Origin of the sequence: Streptomyces sp. NPDC047108, from assembly GCF_040643575.1 — a bacterium.
Classification (GTDB): domain Bacteria; phylum Actinomycetota; class Actinomycetes; order Streptomycetales; family Streptomycetaceae; genus Streptomyces.
Genome location: NZ_JBEYUP010000003.1, coordinates 289,104 through 310,144 on the forward strand (window position 1 = coordinate 289,104; position 21,041 = coordinate 310,144).

The 21,041-nt window shown below is 71.6% G+C and carries 15 protein-coding genes; 8 read left to right on the forward strand and 7 right to left on the reverse strand.

Features of this window, described 5'->3' with window-relative positions:
- Nucleotides 1-21: 21 nt before the first annotated feature.
- Together ABZ822_RS09585 and ABZ822_RS09590 are read left to right on the forward strand one after the other, a co-directional pair.
- Complete coding sequence (locus ABZ822_RS09585; RefSeq protein ID WP_360849538.1) at nt 22-2,283, forward strand: ATP-dependent RecD-like DNA helicase; 2,262 nt, start codon at nt 22-24, stop codon at nt 2,281-2,283.
- A gap of 159 nt (nt 2,284-2,442) precedes the next feature.
- Nucleotides 2,443-3,732, forward strand: a complete 1,290-nt coding sequence (locus tag ABZ822_RS09590) for a citrate synthase (protein WP_360849541.1) — start codon at nt 2,443-2,445, stop codon at nt 3,730-3,732.
- 654 nt (nt 3,733-4,386) lie between these two features.
- Here the strand turns inward: ABZ822_RS09590 and ABZ822_RS09595 are convergent.
- Both ABZ822_RS09595 and ABZ822_RS09600 read right to left on the reverse strand, forming a co-directional pair.
- Nucleotides 4,387-6,858, reverse strand: coding sequence for a heavy metal translocating P-type ATPase (locus tag ABZ822_RS09595; protein WP_360849544.1), 2,472 nt, complete (start codon nt 6,856-6,858; stop codon nt 4,387-4,389).
- A 10-nt stretch (nt 6,859-6,868) separates the two neighbouring features.
- Nucleotides 6,869-7,108, reverse strand: a complete 240-nt coding sequence (locus tag ABZ822_RS09600; protein ID WP_360849547.1) for a heavy-metal-associated domain-containing protein — start codon at nt 7,106-7,108, stop codon at nt 6,869-6,871.
- Between the two features lie 199 nt (nt 7,109-7,307).
- On the opposite strand from ABZ822_RS09600, the gene ABZ822_RS09605 reads away from it, so the two are divergent.
- Nucleotides 7,308-8,150, forward strand: a complete 843-nt coding sequence (locus ABZ822_RS09605; protein ID WP_360849550.1) for a VTT domain-containing protein — start codon at nt 7,308-7,310, stop codon at nt 8,148-8,150.
- A gap of 77 nt (nt 8,151-8,227) precedes the next feature.
- On the opposite strand, the gene ABZ822_RS09610 is transcribed toward ABZ822_RS09605, so the two are convergent.
- Complete coding sequence (locus ABZ822_RS09610) at nt 8,228-8,881, reverse strand: TetR/AcrR family transcriptional regulator (RefSeq protein WP_360850452.1); 654 nt, start codon at nt 8,879-8,881, stop codon at nt 8,228-8,230.
- 221 nt (nt 8,882-9,102) lie between these two features.
- On the opposite strand from ABZ822_RS09610, the gene ABZ822_RS09615 reads away from it, so the two are divergent.
- Nucleotides 9,103-11,445 carry an MMPL family transporter gene (locus ABZ822_RS09615; protein WP_360849553.1) on the forward strand — a complete coding sequence of 781 codons (2,343 nt, stop codon included), beginning with the start codon at nt 9,103-9,105 and terminating at the stop codon, nt 11,443-11,445.
- 336 nt (nt 11,446-11,781) lie between these two features.
- On the opposite strand, the gene ABZ822_RS09620 is transcribed toward ABZ822_RS09615, so the two are convergent.
- The 4 genes from ABZ822_RS09620 to ABZ822_RS09635 all read right to left on the reverse strand — a co-directional run bounded on the left by ABZ822_RS09620 (nt 11,782) and on the right by ABZ822_RS09635 (nt 15,963).
- On the reverse strand, nt 11,782-11,985 hold the full coding sequence (locus ABZ822_RS09620) for a MerR family transcriptional regulator (RefSeq protein ID WP_360849556.1): 204 nt from the start codon (nt 11,983-11,985) through the stop codon (nt 11,782-11,784).
- A 217-nt stretch (nt 11,986-12,202) separates the two neighbouring features.
- The gene (locus ABZ822_RS09625) at nt 12,203-13,222 is read right to left on the reverse strand and encodes a Gfo/Idh/MocA family oxidoreductase (protein ID WP_360849559.1); all 1,020 of its coding nucleotides are present in this window, start codon (nt 13,220-13,222) and stop codon (nt 12,203-12,205) included.
- Between the two features lie 565 nt (nt 13,223-13,787).
- A complete protein-coding gene (locus ABZ822_RS09630; protein WP_360849562.1) occupies nt 13,788-14,807 on the reverse strand; it encodes a Gfo/Idh/MocA family oxidoreductase in 1,020 nt (339 codons plus the stop codon).
- Between the two features lie 229 nt (nt 14,808-15,036).
- Nucleotides 15,037-15,963, reverse strand: coding sequence for a sugar phosphate isomerase/epimerase (locus ABZ822_RS09635; RefSeq protein WP_360849565.1), 927 nt, complete (start codon nt 15,961-15,963; stop codon nt 15,037-15,039).
- 229 nt (nt 15,964-16,192) lie between these two features.
- On the opposite strand from ABZ822_RS09635, the gene iolC reads away from it, so the two are divergent.
- The 4 genes from iolC (at nt 16,193) to iolD (ending at nt 20,993) form a co-directional block, all read left to right on the forward strand.
- Nucleotides 16,193-17,206 carry a 5-dehydro-2-deoxygluconokinase gene (iolC, locus tag ABZ822_RS09640; RefSeq protein ID WP_360849568.1) on the forward strand — a complete coding sequence of 338 codons (1,014 nt, stop codon included), beginning with the start codon at nt 16,193-16,195 and terminating at the stop codon, nt 17,204-17,206.
- 100 nt (nt 17,207-17,306) lie between these two features.
- Complete coding sequence (locus tag ABZ822_RS09645) at nt 17,307-18,185, forward strand: deoxyribose-phosphate aldolase (protein WP_360849571.1); 879 nt, start codon at nt 17,307-17,309, stop codon at nt 18,183-18,185.
- Between the two features lie 31 nt (nt 18,186-18,216).
- Entirely contained in the window at nt 18,217-19,119 is a 903-nt protein-coding gene (iolB, locus tag ABZ822_RS09650; RefSeq protein WP_360849574.1) for a 5-deoxy-glucuronate isomerase, read from the forward strand.
- A complete protein-coding gene (gene iolD, locus ABZ822_RS09655) occupies nt 19,116-20,993 on the forward strand; it encodes a 3D-(3,5/4)-trihydroxycyclohexane-1,2-dione acylhydrolase (decyclizing) (protein ID WP_360849577.1) in 1,878 nt (625 codons plus the stop codon). Before iolB ends, iolD begins: the two co-directional genes overlap by 4 nt.
- Nucleotides 20,994-21,041 lie beyond the last annotated feature (48 nt).

Here is a 21,041-nt window from a genome sequence, read left to right on the forward strand (position 1 = left end):
TGCGGCGATAACGTCGGGGCCATGGTGCAGCTTGCCGTGGTCGAAGGGGTCCTGGAGCGGATCACCTATGCCAATGAGGAGAACGGCTACACGGTCGCCCGGGTCGACACCGGCCGCGGCGGTGGCGACCTGCTGACCGTCGTCGGCTCGCTCCTCGGCGCACAGCCGGGCGAGTCGTTGCGGATGGAGGGCCGCTGGGGCTCCCACCCGCAGTACGGCCGCCAGTTCACGGTCGAGAACTACACCACCGTGCTGCCCGCCACCGTCCAGGGCATCCGCCGCTATCTGGGCTCGGGCCTCATCAAGGGCATCGGGCCGCGCATCGCCGAGCGGATCGTCGACCACTTCGGCGTCGACACGCTCGACGTCATCGAGAAGGAGCCGGAGCGGCTCATCGAGGTCCCGGGCCTCGGCCCGAAACGCACCAAGCTGATCGGCGCGGCCTGGGAGGAGCAGAAGGCCATCAAGGAGGTCATGGTCTTCCTCCAGGGAGTCGGCGTCTCCACCTCCATCGCCGTCCGGATCTACAAGAATTACGGCGACGCCTCGATCTCCGTCGTGCGCAACGAGCCGTACCGCCTGGCCGCCGACGTGTGGGGCATCGGCTTCCTCACCGCCGACCGGATCGCGCAGGCGGTCGGTATCCCGCACGACAGCCCTGACCGCGTCAAGGCGGGCCTGCAGTACGCCCTTTCGCAATCCGCCGACCAGGGGAACTGCTATCTGCCCGAGGAGCGGCTCATCGCGGACGCGGTCAAGCTGCTCCAGGTCGACACCGGTCTCGTCATCGACTGCCTCGGCGAACTGGCCCAGGGGGAGGAGGGCGTGGTCCGTGAGACGGTCCCGGGGGAGGGTGCCGGATCGTCGTCGGAGGGCGGAGGGGAGCCGGTCACGGCGGTCTATCTGGTGCCGTTCCACCGGGCCGAGATCTCCCTGGCCGGGCAGCTCATGCGGCTGCTGCGCACGGACGAGGACCGGCTGCCCGCCTTCCGCGACGTGGACTGGGAGAAGGCGCTGGGCTGGCTGGCGCGCCGTACGGGCGCGGAGCTCGCGCCGGAGCAGCAGGAGGCCGTCAAGCTGGCGCTGTCGCACAAGGTGGCGGTGCTGACCGGCGGTCCGGGGTGCGGCAAGTCGTTCACCGTGCGGTCGGTGGTCGAACTGGCACGCGCGAAGAAGGCCAAGGTGATCCTGGCCGCCCCGACGGGCCGGGCGGCCAAGCGGCTCTCGGAGCTGACGGGTGCCGAGGCGTCCACGGTCCACCGGCTGCTGGAGCTGAAGCCCGGCGGGGACGCGGCCTACGACCGGGACCGGCCGCTGGACGCCGACCTCGTGGTCGTCGACGAGGCGTCGATGCTCGATCTGCTGCTCGCCAACAAGCTGGTGAAGGCGGTGCCCCCGGGCGCCCATCTGCTGATGGTGGGCGATGTGGACCAACTCCCGTCCGTGGGCGCGGGGGAGGTGCTGCGGGATCTGCTCGCGCCGGACAGCCCGGTGCCGGCCGTGCGGCTCACCCGGATCTTCCGGCAGTCCCAGCAGTCGGGGGTGGTCACCAACGCCCACCGCATCAACTCCGGTGTCCCGCCGATCACTCAGGGGCTGCCGGACTTCTTCCTCTTCGCCGAGGACGACACGGAGGAGGCAGGGCGGCTGACCGTCGACGTGGTCGCCCACAGGATCCCGGCGAAGTTCGGGCTCGACCCGCGCCGGGACGTGCAGGTGCTCACCCCGATGCACCGCGGCCCGGCCGGTGCCGGTGCGCTCAACGGCCTGCTCCAGCAGGCCGTCACACCGGCCCGCCCGGATCTTCCGGAGCGGCGGTTCGGCGGCCGGGTCTTCCGCGTCGGCGACAAGGTCACCCAGATCCGTAACAACTATGACAAGGGGATCAATGGCGTCTTCAACGGCACCGTCGGTGTCGTGACATCACTCAACACGGTGGATCAGCGGCTCACGGTGATGACCGACGAGGACGAGGAGGTGCCGTACGACTTCGACGAACTGGACGAGCTCTCGCACGCCTACGCCGTGACCATCCACCGGTCGCAGGGCAGTGAATATCCGGCCGTGGTGATCCCGGTCACCACGAGTGCATGGATGATGCTGCAGCGCAATCTGCTCTACACGGCCGTGACGCGGGCAAAACGCCTGGTCGTGCTGGTCGGCTCGCGCAAAGCCCTCGGGCAGGCGGTGCGTACGGTCTCGGCCGGGCGGCGCTGGACAGCACTCGATCACCGTCTCGGCCGGGCCGTCGGGATGGGGAATCGCGCCACACGCGTTTCCTAAAACACGCGAAGAGGAGCAGGATAGGGCCGCACGCGCGGCACTGCGTGCCATCCGTGGGCCTTGCGGCCGACCCCGAGTGCACGACCCCGTGCCAAATGGGGGAAGGTAGAGATAGTCAGGGCACCTCGAAGAAGAGGCACAACGTCGGTGAGGGATGACGTGAGCGACAACTCTGTAGTACTGCGGTACGGGGACGGCGAATACAGCTACCCGGTGGTCGACAGCACGGTCGGCGACAAGGGTTTCGACATCGGCAAGCTCCGCGCCCAGACCGGTCTGGTGACCCTGGACAGCGGTTACGGCAACACCGCTGCGTACAAATCGGGCGTGACGTACCTCGACGGTGAGCAGGGCATCCTGCGGTACCGCGGCTACCCGATCGAGCAGCTCGCCGAGCGCAGCACCTTCCTGGAGACTGCCTTCCTGCTGATCAACGGCGAACTGCCGACGGTCGACGAGCTGGCGACCTTCCGCGAGGAGATCACCACCCACACGCTGCTGCACGAGGACGTCAAGCGGTTCTACGACGGCTTCCCGCGCGACGCGCACCCGATGGCGATGCTGTCCTCCGTGGTCAGCGCGCTGTCCACGTTCTACCAGGACAGCCACAACCCGTTCGACGAGACGCAGCGCCACCTCTCGACCGTCCGTCTCCTCGCCAAGCTGCCGACGATCGCCGCGTACGCCTACAAGAAGTCCGTCGGCCACCCCTTCGTCTACCCGCGCAACGACCTCGGTTACGTCGAGAACTTCCTGCGGATGACCTTCTCCGTGCCGGCCGCCGAGTACGAGCTGGACCCGGTCGTCGTCAGCGCCCTCGACAAGCTGTTCATCCTGCACGCCGACCACGAGCAGAACTGCTCGACCTCCACCGTGCGCCTCGTCGGCTCCTCGCAGGCGAACATGTTCGCCTCGATCTCCGCGGGCATCAGCGCGCTCTGGGGCCCGCTGCACGGCGGCGCCAACCAGTCGGTGCTGGAGATGCTCGAGGGCATCCGGAACTCCGGCAGCGACGTCGATACCTTCATCCGCAAGGTGAAGAACCGCGAGGACGGCGTGAAGCTCATGGGCTTCGGTCACCGCGTCTACAAGAACTTCGACCCGCGGGCGAAGATTATCAAGGCGGCGGCGCACGACGTCCTCTCGGCGCTCGGCAAGAGCGACGAGCTGCTCGACATCGCGCTCAAGCTCGAGGAACACGCGCTGGCCGACGACTACTTCGTCGAGCGCAAGCTCTACCCGAACGTCGACTTCTACACCGGTCTGATCTACCGGGCCATGGGCTTCCCGACCGAGATGTTCACCGTGCTGTTCGCCCTCGGGCGGCTCCCGGGCTGGATCGCCCAGTGGCACGAGATGATCAAGGAGCCGGGTTCCCGGATCGGCCGCCCGCGGCAGATCTACACCGGCGTGGTCGAGCGCGACTTCATCCCGGTCGAGAAGCGCTGAACCCTCGGTCGAGCGCTGCCCCTTGGCCGGACAACCGGCTGAACGCGACTGACGGCGGCTGAACCGGCCGCACGCGGCGGAAGGTACCGGCCCGCACGACGGCGGGCGGGCACCGCGGCCGCCCGCACGGAGCGGTCACCGCTCGCATCGCATGGCCGAAGCCCGCACCGCAGGGTCACAGGCCGCATGGCCGCAGAAGGTCGGAAGGCGCCCCGCCCGATCGATCCCCCCACGGGTCGATCAGCGGGGCGCCTTCCATTCCCGGTTCGGATTCCCCCCACGGGATCCGGCCGGGCGTCTCTTTCCCCCCGGCGCACCGTGTGGTGCGCCGTGCGATCTGCCGGGGCCGTACGGACGGGAGGGCCGCTCAAAGCTCCCCGCGCACGTGCCCCGGCCACGCTGACCCGGCTCGTCCCCCAAGACGGAACCTGGTCTGGTTCGATGCCTCACCCCGCCGGGAGTTTGGCATCGCACTGGTTAGACTCGCGACCCCCCACGATGGTTACGTTCTCTCCACTGTGATCTGGGTCTCTTGCCATAACGACACTAAAACGGGCAAGAGCCTCGACCTGGAGATCGAGGCCCCCTCGTAAGAGTGCTGTGACCCATGTGGGGATTATGTAAAAGTCTACCGCCGTTGTGAAGGTGCCAGGCTCATCTGAAATTTCTGAGTCTCAGACTGTTGGTCACGACGAAGATCGACGAGAAGGCCATGGCGGCCCCGGCGATCATCGGATTGAGGAGCCCGGCGGCTGCCAGTGGCAGTGCGGCGATGTTGTAGCCGAACGCCCAGCACAGGTTTCCCTTGATCGTCGCTAGCGTCCTGCGGGACAGCCGGATCGCGTCCGGAGCCACCCGCAGATCGCCCCGTACCAGTGTGAGGTCGCCCGCCTCGATCGCGGCGTCCGTGCCCGTCCCCATGGCCAGGCCCAGATCGGCGGCGGCCAGTGCGGCCGCGTCGTTGACCCCGTCGCCGACCATGGCGACCACCCGGCCCTCGCCCTGAAGGCGCCGTACGACGTCCACCTTCTCCTCGGGCAGCACCTCGGCCAGAACGTCGTCGATGCCGACCTCGCGGGCCACCGACTCCGCCACCGCGCGGTGGTCGCCGGTCAGCAGTACGGGGGTCAGCCCCAGCCGCCGCAGCTCCGCCACCGCCTCCGCGCTCGACTCCTTCACGGCGTCCGCGACGGTCAGCACGCCCCGAGCGCGGCCGTCCCAGGCCACGGCCACGGCCGTACGCCCCTGGGCCGCGGCGGCGTCCATGGCGTTCGCCAGGTGCCGCGGCAGGTCGACGGAGCTCTCCTCGAGGAGCCGCGCCCGTCCGACGAGGACCTTCCGGCCCTCGACGACGCCCTGGACGCCCAGGCCGGCCACGTTCTCGAAGGTCTCGGGGGCGCGCAGCGTCCCCTCGCTTTCGAGGGCGGCCGCGGCGATCGCCCGTGCCACCGGGTGTTCCGAGGCGTGCTCCAAGGTGCCCGCCAGCCGCAGCAGTTCGCGCTCCGCCTCCTCGCCGCTCCCCGCCGGGGCGTGCTCGCCGCTCGCGGCTGGGGCGTGCCCGTCCGCCAGGGCCTCGTCCGACGGGTCCGGGTCGGCTGCGTCCCGGTCCGCCGTGACGACGTCCTGCAGCGCCATCCGCCCGGTGGTCACCGTGCCGGTCTTGTCCAGCACGACGGTGTCCACGCGGCGGGTGGACTCCAGCACCTCGGGACCCTTGATCAGGATTCCGAGCTGAGCGCCACGGCCCGTACCGACCATGAGCGCGGTCGGCGTGGCGAGGCCGAGAGCGCACGGGCACGCGATGATCAGGACCGCGACGGCCGCGGTGAAGGCCGCCGTGACGCTGTCGGTCGCCAGCAGCCAGGCCACCAGCGTGCCCAGCGCGATGAGCAGCACGGCGGGCACGAACACCCCGGAGATGCGGTCGGCGAGGCGCTGCACCTCCGCCTTTCCGTTCTGGGCGTCCTCGACGAGCCGCGCCATCCGCGCGAGCCGGGTGTCCGATCCGACGCGGGTGGCCTCGACGACCAGCCGGCCCGAGGTGTTGACCGTGCCGCCGGTGACGGTCGCGTCCACGGCGACGTCCACCGGTACCGATTCGCCGGTCAGCATCGATGCGTCCACCGCCGACGCGCCCTCGGTGACGCGCCCGTCGGTGGCGATCTTCTCGCCCGGCCGGACGACGAACCGGTCCCCGACCGCCAGGCGGGCGACAGGGATCCGCTCCTCACGGCCGTCGGTGTGGAGCAACACCACATCCTTGGCGCCGAGTTCGAGCAGCGCACGCAGCGCCGCGCCCGCCCGGCGCTTCGACTTCGCCTCCAGGTAGCGGCCGAGCAGCAGGAACACGGTGACTCCGGCCGCGACCTCGAGGTAGATCGACGACGATCCGTCCGTGCGCGCGATCGTCAGGTCGAAGCCGTGCCGCATTCCGGGCATCCCCGCGTGGCCGAGGAACAGCGCCCACAGCGACCATCCGAAGGCCGCCAGCGTGCCGACGGAGACGAGGGTGTCCATGGTGGCCGCGCCGTGCCGGGCGTTGGTCCAGGCGGCCCGGTGGAAGGGCAGCCCGCCCCACACCACGACCGGGGCGGCCAGGGTCAGGGACAGCCATTGCCAGTTGTCGAACTGCACGGCCGGGACCATCGCCATCAGGACGACGGGGGCGCCGAGCAGCAGCGAGACCAGGAACCGCTGCCGCAGGGCGGACGTTTCGCGGTTCCCGCCCGCGTCGCCCTCGCCCCGTGCAGGGGCCTCAGCGCCCGCGTACGCCCCTGGAACGGGGTGGTCGAGGGTCTGGGGCTCCGGCTCGGGCGGAGGGGGCGGTGCGGCCGTATAGCCGGTTCGCTCCACGGTGGCGACGAGATCCGCGACCGAGAGGCCGTCGCCGTACGTCACAACGGCCTTCTCCGTGGCGAAGTTGACCGCGGCCGTGACGCCGTCCATGCGGTTGAGTTTCTTCTCGACGCGCGCCGCGCAGGCCGCGCACGTCATACCGCCGATGGCGAGTTCGACCCGTGTGGTGCCGGCGGTGTCCGTCTCGGGGCCGGTCGCGGGCCCCGAAGCCGTCTCGGCGGCGGTCGGGGCCGGGACCGGGGCGGGGGAGGTGGGAGCTGTCCTGGTCATGCGCGCTCCCTTACGAGGCCGTGCCCACGAGCTCGTACCCGGCCTCGTCGACCGCCGCACGGACGGCGTCCTCGGTGAGCGGGGCCGCGGAGACGACGGTGACCCGGCCGGTGGCGGCGACCGCCTCGACGGAGGCGACGCCGTCGAGGCCGGAGAGCTCCTCGGTCACGGCCCCCTCGCAGTGGCCGCAGGTCATGCCCTTGACCTCGTAGGTGGCGGTGACGGGACCGGTCGTCGTCTCGGTGGCCATGGAACGTCTCCTTGCTCGTGCGTGTGGTACGGGTGGTACTCAGGTTCGGCTCCGAGTGTACCCCTAGGGGGTATCTGTCTCCGCAGGCCGCCCCGTCTTTTCGCGAGTAGGCTTTGTCCTGACTAGCCCAGATCTGTCGGGTTTGTCCCTCCTCGGGGCTCGGGGCAGATGCTGCGGCTCCCGCGGAGGGGCGGCCGACATGGAAGTGCTCTGGATCTACGGACTCCTTGTGCTGACGACTGCCCCGCCTCTCGTGCCCAACTCCGGTCTCCTGGTGACCGCGGGCGTTCTCGCGTCCCGCGGCAACCTCGACCTCGCGATCGTCCTCCTCGTGGTGGCGGGCAGCGCGCTGCTGGGCGATCTCCTGATGCACGCGTCCGGGCGCCGGTTCAGCGAGCCCGTACAGCGGTGGATGGTGCGCAACCACCGGCGCAGGGCGCTCCTGGAGTGGCTGGCCGCGCGGCTCGAACGGCGCGGGGTGCCCTTCGTGGCGGCCGTGCGCTTCCTGCCCAGCGGGCGTCTGGTCGGCGGGATGGCGGCGGGCGTCGTCGGCTACCCGGCGCGGCGCTACCTGATCGGCGCGGGTATCGCCGAAGCGATCTGGGCGTCCTATTCGGTGGGTCTCGGCTACCTGGGGAGTGCGGCTTCGGGCAACCCGCTGTTCGCCGCGGCCATCGGGATCGGCGTCTCGGTGGTGGTGGCCGGAGTGGGCGGCCTGGTGCAGGCGGCCGTGCGGCGGCGCCGCACGGCGGAGCCGGTTACGGGCTCCCGGGCTTCGGAGTCCGCGGCGGGTGCGGGGGGTGTTCCGGACGGGGCGCCGGTACCTGAGGACCGCGGCAGTGCGGGTGGGCTCCGTCCGGTGCGGGCTGCGGGTGCCGTGCGTGTTTCGGGTTCGGAGGGTCCGGTGCGGCCTTCGGGGCCGGCGGGTCCGTGCGGTCCGGTGGGTCCGTACGGACCGGATGCGGGGTGCGGCCCGCTGCCGGGACCGGTGCCGGGCGCGGTGCTGGGCCGTGGTGCCGTGCGGCCCCCGGGGTGCGGCTGACGAGAGCCGCGTCAGGGCCGGCTGAGCCGGCGGTGGGCCCGAGCCGGGCCTGGGACAGGACTGGCGGCAGGTCCGGGTCAGGGTCGGCGGTCGCCGCCCCCGGCGGCGGGTGACCCGGTCGCCTCTCCAGCAGGGTTCCCTGCCGTCCCTCCCGCCGGATCGCAGCATCCGGATCCCAGGACGGGCTCCAGGTAGCGGTACATCGACGCTTTCAACTCCCCCACGTAGGCGCTCCGTTCGGCGCCTTCGTGGGCGATCACCAGCTCCAGTCCCGCCTTGAACAGGGCGAACGCCATCGCGGCCGTACGGGTGCGCTGGTCCGCGGGCATGGCCGGCACGTAGACGGCGATCAGCTCGCCGACGCGGGCGAGCAGGGACTCGTGCAGCGCGTCGTGGTCCTCGACGAGCCTGCCCGGGATGTCGGAACTGTTGAGCAGGGTCAGGAACGCGGGGTTGTGGCAGTTGAAGTCGATGAGCGGATCGAGGACGGTCTCCAGCATCTCGGCGAGCGGCAGCGAGGCGTTGGCCTCGGTGAAGACCTGGGTGTGGGCCTCGCGCATCCGGTTGAGGTAGCGGTCGCCCAACTCCACGGCGATGGCTTCCTTGTTGGGGAAGAACTGGTAGAGCGTGCCGGGCGAGACGCCCGCCTCGCGGGCGATCGCGTTGGTGCTCGCGGCCGTGTAGCCGACCTGTTCGAACACGCTGGCCGCGGCCTCCAGGAGCTGCGTCATGCGGCGCTCGCCGCGGGCCTGCCGACGACGCGGCCGCGCCGCGGCCGCGTCATCGGTCGCGCTGGTTCCGTCCTCAGCCGCTCCGGCCTTCGCCACGCGCCATCCCCAGCTTTCGGTCTCGGTTGACAAACACGAGTGGTCGCTCGCATTCTTGGCTAACGCGAGTGAGCGCTCGTGTTTGCAGTCTACGGGCTGCCAAGGGGGAAGGGGATACCTGCGCCATGGCTGCTGTCAACCGCGAGACCGGAGGGTGGACCCGGCTGGTCACCGCCCGGCCGCGGCTCTCGCTTCTGCTCGCTCTGCTGTTCACGGCGCTGGCCGTGGTCGCCGGGAGCGGCGTCGCCGACCGTATGGGCAGCGGCGGATGGGAGGCCCCGGACTCCCGGTCCACGTACGCGACCAAGGCGCTGGAGCGGGAGTTCCCGGCGTCCCAGCCCAATCTGATCCTGCTCGTCGACAGCGGCGGGAAGCGGGTGGACGACCCGGCCGTCGCGGCCGAGGGCAAGCGGCTCGCCGAGCGGCTGGCCGGAGAGAAGTCCGTCGCAGGGGTGACGTCCTACTGGCAGACGCGGTCCCCGGGCCTGCGCGCCGAGGACGGCCGCGAAGCGCTGATCATGGCGCGCATCGCCGGCGACGAGAACGCGACGTCGGACGTCCTGGACCGCATCGCACCCGAATTCCGCGGCGAGCAGGGCCCGGTGGAGGTCTCGCTCGGCGGACCGGTGGCCGTGCGGCACGAGCTGCAGACCACCATCCAGGAGGATCTGCTGCGCGCCGAGATGATCGCCCTGCCGATCACGCTCGTCCTGCTCGTCATGGTCTTCGGCAGTGCCGTCGCAGCGTTGCTGCCGCTGGTCGTCGGCATCGTGGCGATCCTGGGCACCAATGCGGTGCTGCGCGGCCTCACCGAATTCACCGACGTCTCGGTCTTCGCCCAGAACCTCACGACGGCGCTCGGCCTCGGACTCGCCATCGACTACGCCCTGTTCATCGTCCGGCGCTTCCGTGAGGAGCTCGCGGCCGGAGCCCTGCCGCTGCCGGCCGTAGGCGCGACGCTGCGCACCGCGGGCCGCACGGTGCTGTTCTCGGCGCTGACCGTCGCCGTGTCGCTCGCCGCGATGCTCGTCTTCCCGCAGTACTTCCTGCGCTCCTTCGCCTACGCGGGGATCGCCGTGGTGCTGCTGGCCGCGGCCGCGGCCCTCGTCGTCCTCCCCGCGGCCCTGGTGCTGCTGGGGGAGCGGGTCAACGCGCTGGATCTGCGCCAGCTGCTGCGGCGCGGACGTCCGGCGTCCGGCGCCGGCGAGCAGAGCGAAGGCCAGGAGAGCGGGGCGCGGAAGGAGAGCGGGGCGGGCTGGGCGCGTACGGCCCGGCTGGTGATGCGCCGCGCACCGTTCTTCGCCGCCGCCACCACCGCGGGACTGGTGCTGCTCGGACTGCCGTTCCTCGGGGTGAAGTTCGGCACCGCCGACGACCGGCAGCTCCCCGACACGGCCGAGTCCCATGTCGTGCAGCAGCACATCCGCGACGATTTCCCGGGCCGTCCGGGCGGCGCCGTGGAGATCCTGGCCGAGGGCAAGCCCTCCGCCGCCCGGCTCGCCGACTACAGCAGCCGCGTCTCCGAACTGCCCGGCGTGCTGCGGGTGGACGGGCCCACCGGGCAGTACGTCCGCGGGGAGCGCATCCAGAAGCCGGGCCCCGCCGAGGCGGCCCGCCGCGCGGGTGACGTGGCGCAGATCAGCGTGGAGCCGAAGAGCAAGGCGGTGGACACCGCCAGTCAGGAACTGGTGCGGGACATCCGGGCGGTGGCCTCCCCGGTCGACACCTCGGTCACCGGAACGGCCGCGGTCCTGGTCGACTCCAAGGACGCGATAGCGGACCGGCTTCCGTGGGCGGTCGCCATCATCGTCGTGGTCACACTGCTGCTGGTCTTCCTGCTCACCGGCAGTGTGCTGATACCTCTCCAGGCCGTCGTGCTCAACGCGCTCAGCCTCACAGCGATGTTCGGCGCCCTGGTGTGGGTCTTCCAGGACGGCCACCTGTCCGGCCTGCTGAACTTCACCTCCACCGGCGACATCGAGACCACACTGCCGGTGCTGATGTTCTGCGTCGCCTTCGGACTGTCCATGGACTACGGCGTGTTCCTGTTGTCCCGGATCAAGGAGGAGTACGACAGGACCGGTGACCACCAGGGTGCGGTCGTCTTCGGGCTCCGCCGCACCGGCGGACTGATCACCGCGGCCGCGGTCATCCTCGCCGTCGTCATGGTGGCCATCGGCACGTCCCGCGTGACCAACACCAAGATGCTCGGCCTGGGCATCGCGCTCGCTGTCCTGATGGACGCCATGGTGGTGCGCAGCCTGCTGGTCCCGGCGGTCATGCGGCTCACCGGACGCGCCACGTGGTGGGCGCCGGGTCCGCTGCGCCGGCTGCACGCCCGAATAGGCCTGAGCGAGGGAGAGAGCCCGGCCGACCGCACCTCCGCGTCCGTCACCGGCCCGGATGCCGGATCGACACCGCCCGAGGAGTCCGCGGAGCGGGACCCGGTCGGGGCGGGCCACCGGTAAGCGGGACCCGGTCGCGGCGGGCCATTGGTGGCGCGGCCACGGGGAGTTCCGGCCCGGGACCGGCGGACCGCGTACCAGGGCCTTGTGCCCGAGTCCGCAGACCAGGTGCCCGTGGAGCATGCGGACCACGCCCCATGGCGCCGCGGGCCCTCTTCCGCAGACCTCTCCCCCGGGTGGTCCCGGGGAGAGGGTCTGCGGGGCGACTACCGGGGTGGCGCCGGGGAGAGGGCATGCGGGTCGACTGCCCGGGCCCGCCGCCCCTGCGGACCGGCGGAACACCGGTGCCGGTAGGGCCACCAACTCCTGGTGGGCGGTGGATCTCCGGAGCCGATGGGCCTACTCCTGGGCCCGCCGCCCCCGGTTCCCCGGTCGCCGGGAGACCCAGGCGCGGATCGTGTCGGCGAACCAGTAGGGCTTGCCGGACTCGACATGGTCGGGTGGCGGCAGCAGCCCATGCTTGCGGTAGGAGCGCACGGTGTTGGTCTGCACGCGGATGTGTGCGGCGATCTCCTTGTACGACCACAGCCGGCGGTCGGTCATCTGAGCACCTCCTCGCGGCCGCCGCAGCGCGGTCCTTGGGGGAGCCGGTGGGGCGCTGCGACGCATCCGCTCGTGATCAGTCAGCCTGCGCACGGTCAACGACGCGGATCGGGGACAGGGAGGGGCTGTGGTGCGGCTGTGACGGGAACCGAGTGGAGTGGTGACAACCGTGGCAAAGACGGGACCCGGAGGAGGGGGCGAGTCCAGACAGAAGTGGTCAGACCGGGTCGGCGAGTTCCGTGAGCAACTCGGCGGGCCGCACGGGCCGGTGTTCCCTCCGTGACACTTCACAGGCCTCGGCGACCAGCAGGGCGTGGAGGGCGTCCTTGCCCGAACAGGGATTGGGGATCTCGCCCCTCGCTGCCTGGACGAAAGCGGCCAGTTCGGCGCGGTAGGCGGGGGCGAAGCGTTCGAGGAAGCCGGTCCAGGGCCGGGCGGGCGGCTCGGGGCCGTCGGGCTCCGCAGAGGTGAAGGGGGACCGGGCGTCGAGGCCGACGACGAGTTGGTCGCGCTCGCCGGCGATCTCCATGCGCACGTCGTAACCGGCGCCGTTGTAGCGGGTGGCAGTGGCGGTGACCAGGGTGTCGTCGTCCAGGGTGAGGAGGGCGGCGGCGGTGTCGACGTCACCGGCCTCGCGGAAGAATGCCGCGCCGCCGTTGGCTCCGGTCGCGAACACCTCGATGACCTCACGGCCCGTCAGCCACCGTACGGCGTCGAAGTCGTGCACCAGGCAGTCCCGGAACAGCCCACCGGAGAGGGGGAGGAAGGCGGCGGGGGGCGGGGCGGGGTCGGAGGTGACGGCCCGGATCGTATGCAGCCTGCCGAGCCGTCCCTCGGCGACCGCATCCTTCGCGGCCCTGTATCCGGCGTCGAACCGCCGCTGGAACCCCATCTGCAGCAGAGTTCCGGCCGTTTCGACCTCCCGCAGGGCGCGTACGGTCCCGGGCAGGTCGACGGCGATCGGCTTCTCGCAGTAGGCGGGCAGCCCGGCACGTGCGGCGCGGGTGATGAGTTCGGCGTGGGACGCCGTCGCGGTGGCGATGACGACGGCGTCGACACCGGCTGCGAAGACGTCGTCCACGGAATCGGCCGACCGCGCCCCGATGCGGTGGGCGACCTCGGCCGCCCGGGCGCTGTCCACATCACCGATCAGTACGTCGTCGACGCCGGTTGTGGCCTTCAGTGCTTCGGCGTGGAAGGCACCGATCCGTCCGGCACCGAGGAATCCGATCCGCATACGTCAGCTCCCATGGCGGGGTGGGTGGTTGGTTGTCGGACGCGTTGTCGCCTGCGCGGCTGTCGGCTGTCGGCTGTCGGCTGCCGGGCGTCCGGGGGTAGGGGTCGGGGCGCCTGGCGTCCGGTGGCCGGGCGTCCGGTAGTCGATCGCTGGGCGGCCGAACCGCGTGCCGTCGAACAGAGCGGGGCAGGTGCGCCTGCCTGCTGCCTGCCGCTCGGACGGACCGGCCGGACCGCGCGGTGCGCGGGCCGGTCCGTCCCCGGCCCCGGGGAGTCGCTTCGGAGCCCTCTGGAGCCCTCCGGAGCCGTCCCGAAGCCGCGTCCCCCGCGCCGCCCCGAATCCGTCCCCGAGTCGTCCCCGCGCCGTCCCGAAGCCGTCCCCGAGTCGTCCCGAAGCCGCGTCCCCCGCGCCGCCCCGAATCCGTCCCCGAGTCGTCCCCGCGCCGTCCCGAAGCCGTCCCCGAGTCGTCCCGGAGCCGTCCCCGCGCCGCCCCGGAGCCGTCCCCGAGTCGTGCCGGAGTCGTCCCGGAGGCCGGGCGGGCTGCCGGGCGCGGGGCCATGGCGGATCAGCGGTAGAGCGCGGGCCGATCGGTCAGGAGCGTGGGGGTTCGTTCGCCGGTGGCCTGAGCCCGTACGCCCGCCTCGCAGACCACGGCGGCCGCGTAGCCGTCCCAGACACTGGGGCCCTCCACCTCGCCGCGGCGGGTGGCGTCCACCCACCGCTGCACCTGCCGGTCGTAGGCGTCCTCGAAGCGGGAGACGAAGTCCATGTCGATGTCCCCGCCCCAACGCCCCGCCGAGTTGGTGACCATGGCATGCCCGTCGCCCACCCGGGCGCTGCCGGACTCGCAGACCGCCTCGCACTGCACCTGGTAGCCCCAGCCGCAGTTGACGAAGATCTCGACGTCCACGACCGCGCCGTCCGAGGTCTCGAAGAGCACGAGCTGCGGGTCGCTCAGCGTGTCCGGGGCGGCGCTCGAGGGACGCGGACGGAGCACCGTCACCGCGGTGATCTCCTGCTCCAGCAGCCAGCGGGTGGTGTCGATCTCGTGCACCACCGAGTCGTTGATCATCATCTGGCTGGTGAAGCCGGGCGGGGTGGAGGCGTTGCGGTGCCGGCAGTGCAGCATCAGGGCCCGGCCGAACTGCCCGCTGTCCAGCAGGGCCTTGAGCTCCAGGTACTCGGAGTCGTAGCGGCGCATGAAGCCGACCTGTACGCGCCGGTGGCCCAGCTTCTCCTCTGCCTCGAGCACGCGCAGTGCGGAGGTGGCGTCGGGTGTGAGCGGCTTCTCGCACAGCACCGGCAGATCGTGCTCGAACGCCTGGAGCAGGGTGGCCTCGTGCGCGGGGCCGGGGGAGGCGATGAGGAGCGCGTCGACGTCGGGCGAGGCCATGGCGGCGGCCGCGTCCGTGAACGCGGTGCAGCCCTCGATGCCGTCGGCGAGCTGCTTGGCCCGCTCGGCGTCGATGTCGACGACGGCGGCGACCCGGGCCCCGCTCGTCACGGAGTCGATCCGGCGTACGTGGTCGGCGCCCATCCGACCGGTACCGATGACGGCGACGCCGAGCGTTCCCTGCTTGGTCATGGGTGTCCCTCGAGAAGTCGTGGCTGATCTGCAGTGTGCGGCTCGCCGGCGGTCCCGGGTGTCTCCCGCGCCTCGGCTCTCCGGCGTTTCGCCCGCCCGCCGGACCCCGGCCCCGCTCTCCCTCACCGTAGGCGCCCGGGTCAGGTGCGACCCGTATCGCCCCGTACCCCCGCCCCGCGGCGGCGCGCCGTGGCGGGCCATGGCAGGCCGTGGCCCGCCGGGGAGCGGCCTACGCGCCGCAGCTGCGCAGGAAGCGCCGGGTGCGTTCGGCGATCGGGTACGGCTGGTCCGGTGGGCACGGGTACATGTCCTGCTCCACGATCGCGAACAGGTCCACCCCCAGACCCTGCGCGGCCGTGAGGACGGGCTCCAGCTCGGGGACGCCCTTCGGCGGCTCGCACATCACCCCCCGCTGGACGGCCGGCCCGAACGGGACCTCGTTCGCGACGACATCGGCCAGGATCTCCGGGTCGACCTGTTTGAGATGGAGATAGCCGAGCCGTTCCCCGTACGTCTCGATGAGCTTGACGCTGTCGCCGCCGCAGTACGCGTAGTGGCCGGTGTCCAGGCACAGGCTGACCGCGTCGGGGTCGGTGCCGTCCAGGAAGCGGGCGACGTTCTCCTCGCCGTCGATGTGGGTGTCGGCGTGCGGGTGGACCACGATGTCCAGCCCGTAGCGCTCGCGCACCTCGCGGCCCAGCCGCTCCATGCCCGTGGTGAGGTCGCGCCACTGCCCGGCGTCGAGCACCGGGCTCTCCAGGACCTCGGCGGTCTTGTCGTCGCGCCAGAAGGACGGGATGACGACGAGGTGCCCGGCCCCCATGGCGCGGGTCAGCTCGGCCACCTGTGAGACGTGTTCCCAGGTCGCGTCCCAGACGGTGCGGCCGCGGTGCAGCGAGGTGAAGACCGTGCCCGCCGAGACCTTCAGCCCCCGGCGCCCCGTCTCGTCGGCGAGCCGGGCGGGATCGGTGGGCAGATAGCCGTACGGTCCGAGTTCGATCCAGGAGTATCCGGCCTGCGCGACCTCGTCCAGGAAGCGCTGCCAGGGGACTTGCCGCTCGTCGTCGGGGAACCACACCCCCCAGGAGTCGGGGGCTGAGCCGACCCGGATCCGGTCGAGGCTCCGAGCGGGGGACGGGGACTGGCTGGCTGTCATGCCGCGTAGCCTTCACCGCGCTCCGAGCCGTGTCAAGAGTTCGTCCTGACATAAGGACGTAACGTCAATGCGTTTCCCGGTGGGCTCGAACGGTGTCCGTCGCGCACGACCGGTACCCCGCCACACGTCAGGTCAGTATGTAAGGACAAACTATTGACAGTGTCCGACGGTCAGGGCTAGACCTGTCACCGGGCCAGCCCAGTCCGGCCGAGCGAACGAAGGGGCGCGCATGCCTGAGCCTTACGAGCCGTACGACCCGTCCAGCCCTCATGACCTGATCACCATCGGACGCATCGGGGTGGACATCTACCCGCTGCAGACCGGAGTGTCCCTGGCGCAGGTCGAGACGTTCGGGAAGTTCCTCGGTGGCTCGCCGACCAATGTCGCCGTCGCCGCGGCCCGGCTCGGCCGCCGCTCCGCCGTCATCAGCCGCACGGGTGACGATCCGTTCGGCCGCTACATCCACCAGGCGCTGCGCGACTTCGGTGTGGACGACCGCTGGGTGAGCGCCGTCGACCGCTACCCCACTCCCGTCACCTTCTGCGAGATCTTCCCGCCCGACGACTTCCCGCTGTACTTCTACCGGGAGCCCAAGGCACCCGACCTGGAGATCGCCGCGGACGAGCTGGACCTGGACGCCGTCCGGGCGGCCCGGGTGTTCTGGATGACGGGTACCGGTCTGTGCGAGGAGCCGAGCCGCTCCGCGACGCTCGCCGCACTGGAGGCCCGCAGCACCGCACCCTCCGCAACCGGCACCCACGACTCCGCGAGCAGCGCCACCGCCACCGTGTTCGACCTCGACTGGCGCCCGATGTTCTGGCCCGACGCCGCGAACGCCCGCGCGTACTACGCCGAGGCGCTCGCCCACGCCACCGTCGCCGTCGGCAACCTCGACGAGTGCGAGGTCGCCACCGGCGAGCGCGAACCCCGCCTCGCCGCCGAGGCGCTCATCGACGCCGGCGTGGAACTCGCCGTCGTCAAGCAGGGACCCAAGGGCGTCCTCGCCGTCCACCGCGACGGCACCTCCGCCGAAGTGCCGCCCGTCCCCGTCGAAGTGGTCAACGGCCTCGGCGCGGGCGACGCGTTCGGCGGTTCGCTCTGCCACGGGCTGCTCGCGGGATGGGACCTGAAGCGCACGATGCGCCACGCCAACGCGGCGGGCGCCATCGTCGCCTCCCGCCTCGCCTGCTCCTCCGCGATGCCCACCGATGCCGAGGTCGAGGACCTCCTGGCCCGCTCCTGACCCACCCCGCCGACACGCCGGTTGAAGACCGGACGAGACACCGCTGACGCACCCCGCAGACGCCCACCTGACGCACCGACGACACATGAGAAGGCATCCCTTGAGCATCCGTCTCTCCGACATCGTGAAGGTGCGGACCCGGCATCCGGAGGCCATCGCCGAGGCCGCGGCCCGCCGTATCCGTCGCCCCCTGATCGGGGACAGCGGGCGGCTGATGATCGTCGCCGCCGACCATCCCGCGCGCGGCGCCCTCGCCATCGGCGACCACGACCTGGCCATGGCCAACCGCACCGATCTGCTCGAGCGGCTGTGCCTCGCCCTGTCCAGACCCGGCGTGGACGGCGTCCTGGCCACCGCGGACATCCTCGACGACCTGCTCCTCCTCGGTGCCCTCGAGCACAAGGTCGTCATCGGCTCCATGAACCGCGGCGGCCTCGCCGGAGCCGTCTTCGAGATGGACGACCGCTTCACCGGGCACCGCGCCGAGGACATCCACCGCCTCGGCTTCGACGCGGGCAAGCTCCTGCTGCGCATCGACTACGACGACCCGGGCTCGCTCACCACGCTGCACTCCACAGCGCGCGCCATCGACGCCATGGCCGCCCACCGGCTGCCGGTGTTCGTCGAGCCGTTCATATCCCGGCGCGTGGACGGAAAGGTGCGCAACGACCTGAGCGCCGAGGCCGTCACCAAGTCCATCGCCATCGCCTCCGGCCTCGCCGGAACCTCCGCGTACACGTGGCTGAAGGTGCCGGTCACCGAGGACCCGGACGAGATGGCGCGCGTCATGGAGGCGTCCACGCTCCCCGCCGTCCTGCTCGGCGGCGAGGTCGGCCGCGACCAGGACGAGATCTACGAGAAGTGGCGCAAGGCGCTGCGGCTGCCGACCGTGCAGGGCCTGGTCGTCGGCCGCTCCCTGCTCTACCCGGCCGACGGGGACGTCGCCGGGGCCGTCGACACCGCCGTCGGACTGCTGTGAACCGCCCCACCCCCGCAGGAGACTTGACCCCATGACCTCCACCAGCTTCCATCTCCCAGCCGGGAGCGCGGCCGGCGGCCCGTACGCCGTGGACATCGATCCGCGGAGGGCCGGCTGGGGCTACTCCGCCCTGCGTGTCCTGGAGCTCGCGCCGGGTGCCTCGCACTCCTTCGACGCCGGTGACAGCGAGTGGATCGTGCTGCCGCTGAACGGCGGCTGCGGCGTCGCCGTCGAAGGCGAGACCTCGGCGACCTTCGAACTGCACGGCCGGGAGAGCGTGTTCAGCGGCGTCACCGACTTCGCGTACGTGCCGCGCGACGCAAGCGCCCGCATCACCTCGGCCGCCGGAGGGCGGTTCGCGCTGACCGGTGCGCGCTGCGAGCGTCGTCTGCCCGCCCGCTACGGGCCCGCCTCCGCGGTCCCCGTCGAACTGCGCGGCACCGGGAACTGCTCCCGCCAGGTCAACAACTTCGGCGCCGCCGGGGTGTTCGAGGCCGACCGCCTCATCGCGGTCGAGGTGCTGACGCCCGGCGGCAACTGGTCCTCCTACCCGCCGCACAAGCACGACGAGTGCCGCCCGGGCCAGGAGTCGGAGCTGGAGGAGATCTACTACTTCGAGATCGCCGCGGCCCACGGCACCGACGGGCTGGGCTACCAGCGCGTGACGCCCTCAGGCCCCGGCAAGGACACCGACGTCCTCGCCGAGGTCGGTACCGGCGACGTCGTCCTCATCCCCGACGGCTGGCACGGCCCGTCCATCGCCACACCCGGCCACGCCATGTACTACCTCAACGTCATGGCCGGTCCCGGCGACGAGCGCGCCTGGCTGATCTGCGACCACCCCGACCACGCCTGGATCCGCGGCACCTGGGACGACCAGGCCGTCGACCCGCGGCTCCCGCTCTACGAGGCTCCCGCTGGAGGAAACCGATGACCACTCGACGGCTCACCGTCGCCCAGGCGCTGGTCGAGTTCCTGTCCCGGCAGTACACCGAGCGCGACGGACGCAGGCAACGGCTCATCGGCGCCTGCTGGGGCATCTTCGGCCACGGCAACGTCGCCGGCGTCGGGCAGGCGCTGCTGGAGTCCGGGCCCGAGCGCATGCCGTACTTCCAGGGCCGCAACGAACAGGCCATGGTCCACGCGGCCGTCGGCTACGCCCGCCAGTCCGGCCGTCTCTCCGCGCACGCCGTCACCACCTCCATCGGTCCCGGCGCCACCAACCTCGTCACCGGCGCCGCGCTCGCGACCGTCAACCGGCTGCCCGTGCTGCTGCTGCCCGGCGACGTCTTCGCGACCCGGCCCGCCGACCCCGTCCTCCAGCAGCTCGAAGTCCCGTACGCGGGCGACGTGTCGGTGAACGACTGCCTGCGGCCGGTGTCGAAGTACTTCGACCGGATCGTGCGGCCCGAGTCGCTGATCCCGGCCGCCCTCCAGGCCATGCGGGTCCTCGCCGACCCCGTCGACACCGGCGCCGTCACCCTCGCCCTCCCGCAGGACGTTCAGGCCGAGGCCTTCGACTGGCCCGAGGAGTTCTTCGCCGAACGCGTCTGGCACATCCGCCGCCCCGCTCCCGACGCGGACGCGCTCGCCGAGGCCGCCCGCCTCGTACGGTCCGCCGCCCGGCCCCTGATCGTCGCGGGCGGAGGCGTCCACCACAGTGAGGCCGAGGACGCGCTGAAGGCCCTCGCCGATGCCACCGGCATCCCGGTCGCCTCCACCCAGGCGGGCAAGGGCTCGCTGCGCCACGACCACCCGGCGGACGTCGGCGGCATCGGCCACACCGGTACGGCCGTGGCCGACGACCTCGCTCGTACCGCCGACCTCGTGATCGGCGCCGGAACCCGCTGGACGGACTTCACGACCGCCTCGAACACCCTCTTCGCCACCCCCGGTGTCCGCTTCGTCAACCTCAACATCGCCGCCTTCGACGCCCACAAGATGGCCGGGCTCTCGCTCGTCGCCGACGCCCGCGCCGGACTCGACGCCCTGACCGCCGCGCTCGACGGCCACCGCGTCGACCCGGAGTACGTCCGCGAGTACACCGAGGGGAAGCAGCGCTGGGAGGAGGCCGTCGACCGCGCGTACGCCGCCCCCGACGCGGGCGCGCGGCCGAGCCAGACCCAGGTGCTCGGCGCGCTCGACGCCGTCGTCGGCGACGAGGACGTGGTGATCAACGCGGCCGGGTCCCTCCCGGGCGACCTGCACAAGCTCTGGCGGGCGCGGTCCCCGCGCCAGTACCACCTCGAGTACGGCTACTCCTGCATGGGCTACGAGATCCCCGGCGCCATCGGCGTACGCCTGGCCGCGCCCGACCGCCCCGTGTGGGCCCTCGTCGGCGACGGCACGTATCTGATGATGCCGACGGAGATCGTCACCGCCGTACAGGAGGGGATCGGCATCAACGTGGTGCTGGTCCAGAACCACGGCTACGCCTCCATCGGCGGCCTCTCCGAGCTGACCGGCGGAGAGCGCTTCGGCACCGCCTACCGCTTCCGTGCCGCCGACAGCACCTACACGGGCGACCCGCTGCCCGTCGACCTGGCCGCCAACGCCGCCAGCCTCGGCATGGACGTGATCCGCGCGCAGACCGTCGGTGAGCTGCGTGAAGCGTTGGCCACCGCTCGGGCCTCGAAGCGTCCCACATGTGTCTATGTGGAGACCGAAACAGCAGACACTCTGTCCGGCGCGCCCGGGGCCCAGGCGTGGTGGGATGTTCCTGTGGCCGAGACCGCCACCCGCCCGGCGGCCGTGAAGGCCCGGGAGGAGTACGAACGGCACGTCGCCGGCAGGCGCCGGCACCTGTAGCGCTCCGGCACGGGGGCCGTCCGGCCACGAGAGCCGAACGAACGGCCG

What these genes read in the sequence shown, in the direction of transcription:
- ABZ822_RS09585 (WP_360849538.1), top strand. Translation starts at nt 22, where the DNA reads ATGGTGCAGCTTGCCGTGGTCGAAGGGGTCCTGGAGCGGATCACCTAT.
- ABZ822_RS09595 (WP_360849544.1), bottom strand. Translation starts at nt 6,858, where the DNA reads ATGACCAGGACAGCTCCCACCTCCCCCGCCCCGGTCCCGGCCCCGACC.
- ABZ822_RS09600 (WP_360849547.1), bottom strand. Translation starts at nt 7,108, where the DNA reads ATGGCCACCGAGACGACGACCGGTCCCGTCACCGCCACCTACGAGGTC.
- ABZ822_RS09605 (WP_360849550.1), top strand. Translation starts at nt 7,308, where the DNA reads ATGGAAGTGCTCTGGATCTACGGACTCCTTGTGCTGACGACTGCCCCG.
- ABZ822_RS09610 (WP_360850452.1), bottom strand. Translation starts at nt 8,881, where the DNA reads ATGACGCAGCTCCTGGAGGCCGCGGCCAGCGTGTTCGAACAGGTCGGC.
- ABZ822_RS09615 (WP_360849553.1), top strand. Translation starts at nt 9,103, where the DNA reads ATGGCTGCTGTCAACCGCGAGACCGGAGGGTGGACCCGGCTGGTCACC.
- ABZ822_RS09620 (WP_360849556.1), bottom strand. Translation starts at nt 11,985, where the DNA reads ATGACCGACCGCCGGCTGTGGTCGTACAAGGAGATCGCCGCACACATC.
- ABZ822_RS09625 (WP_360849559.1), bottom strand. Translation starts at nt 13,222, where the DNA reads ATGCGGATCGGATTCCTCGGTGCCGGACGGATCGGTGCCTTCCACGCC.
- ABZ822_RS09630 (WP_360849562.1), bottom strand. Translation starts at nt 14,807, where the DNA reads ATGACCAAGCAGGGAACGCTCGGCGTCGCCGTCATCGGTACCGGTCGG.
- ABZ822_RS09635 (WP_360849565.1), bottom strand. Translation starts at nt 15,963, where the DNA reads ATGACAGCCAGCCAGTCCCCGTCCCCCGCTCGGAGCCTCGACCGGATC.
- iolC (WP_360849568.1), top strand. Translation starts at nt 16,193, where the DNA reads ATGCCTGAGCCTTACGAGCCGTACGACCCGTCCAGCCCTCATGACCTG.
- iolB (WP_360849574.1), top strand. Translation starts at nt 18,217, where the DNA reads ATGACCTCCACCAGCTTCCATCTCCCAGCCGGGAGCGCGGCCGGCGGC.
- iolD (WP_360849577.1), top strand. Translation starts at nt 19,116, where the DNA reads ATGACCACTCGACGGCTCACCGTCGCCCAGGCGCTGGTCGAGTTCCTG.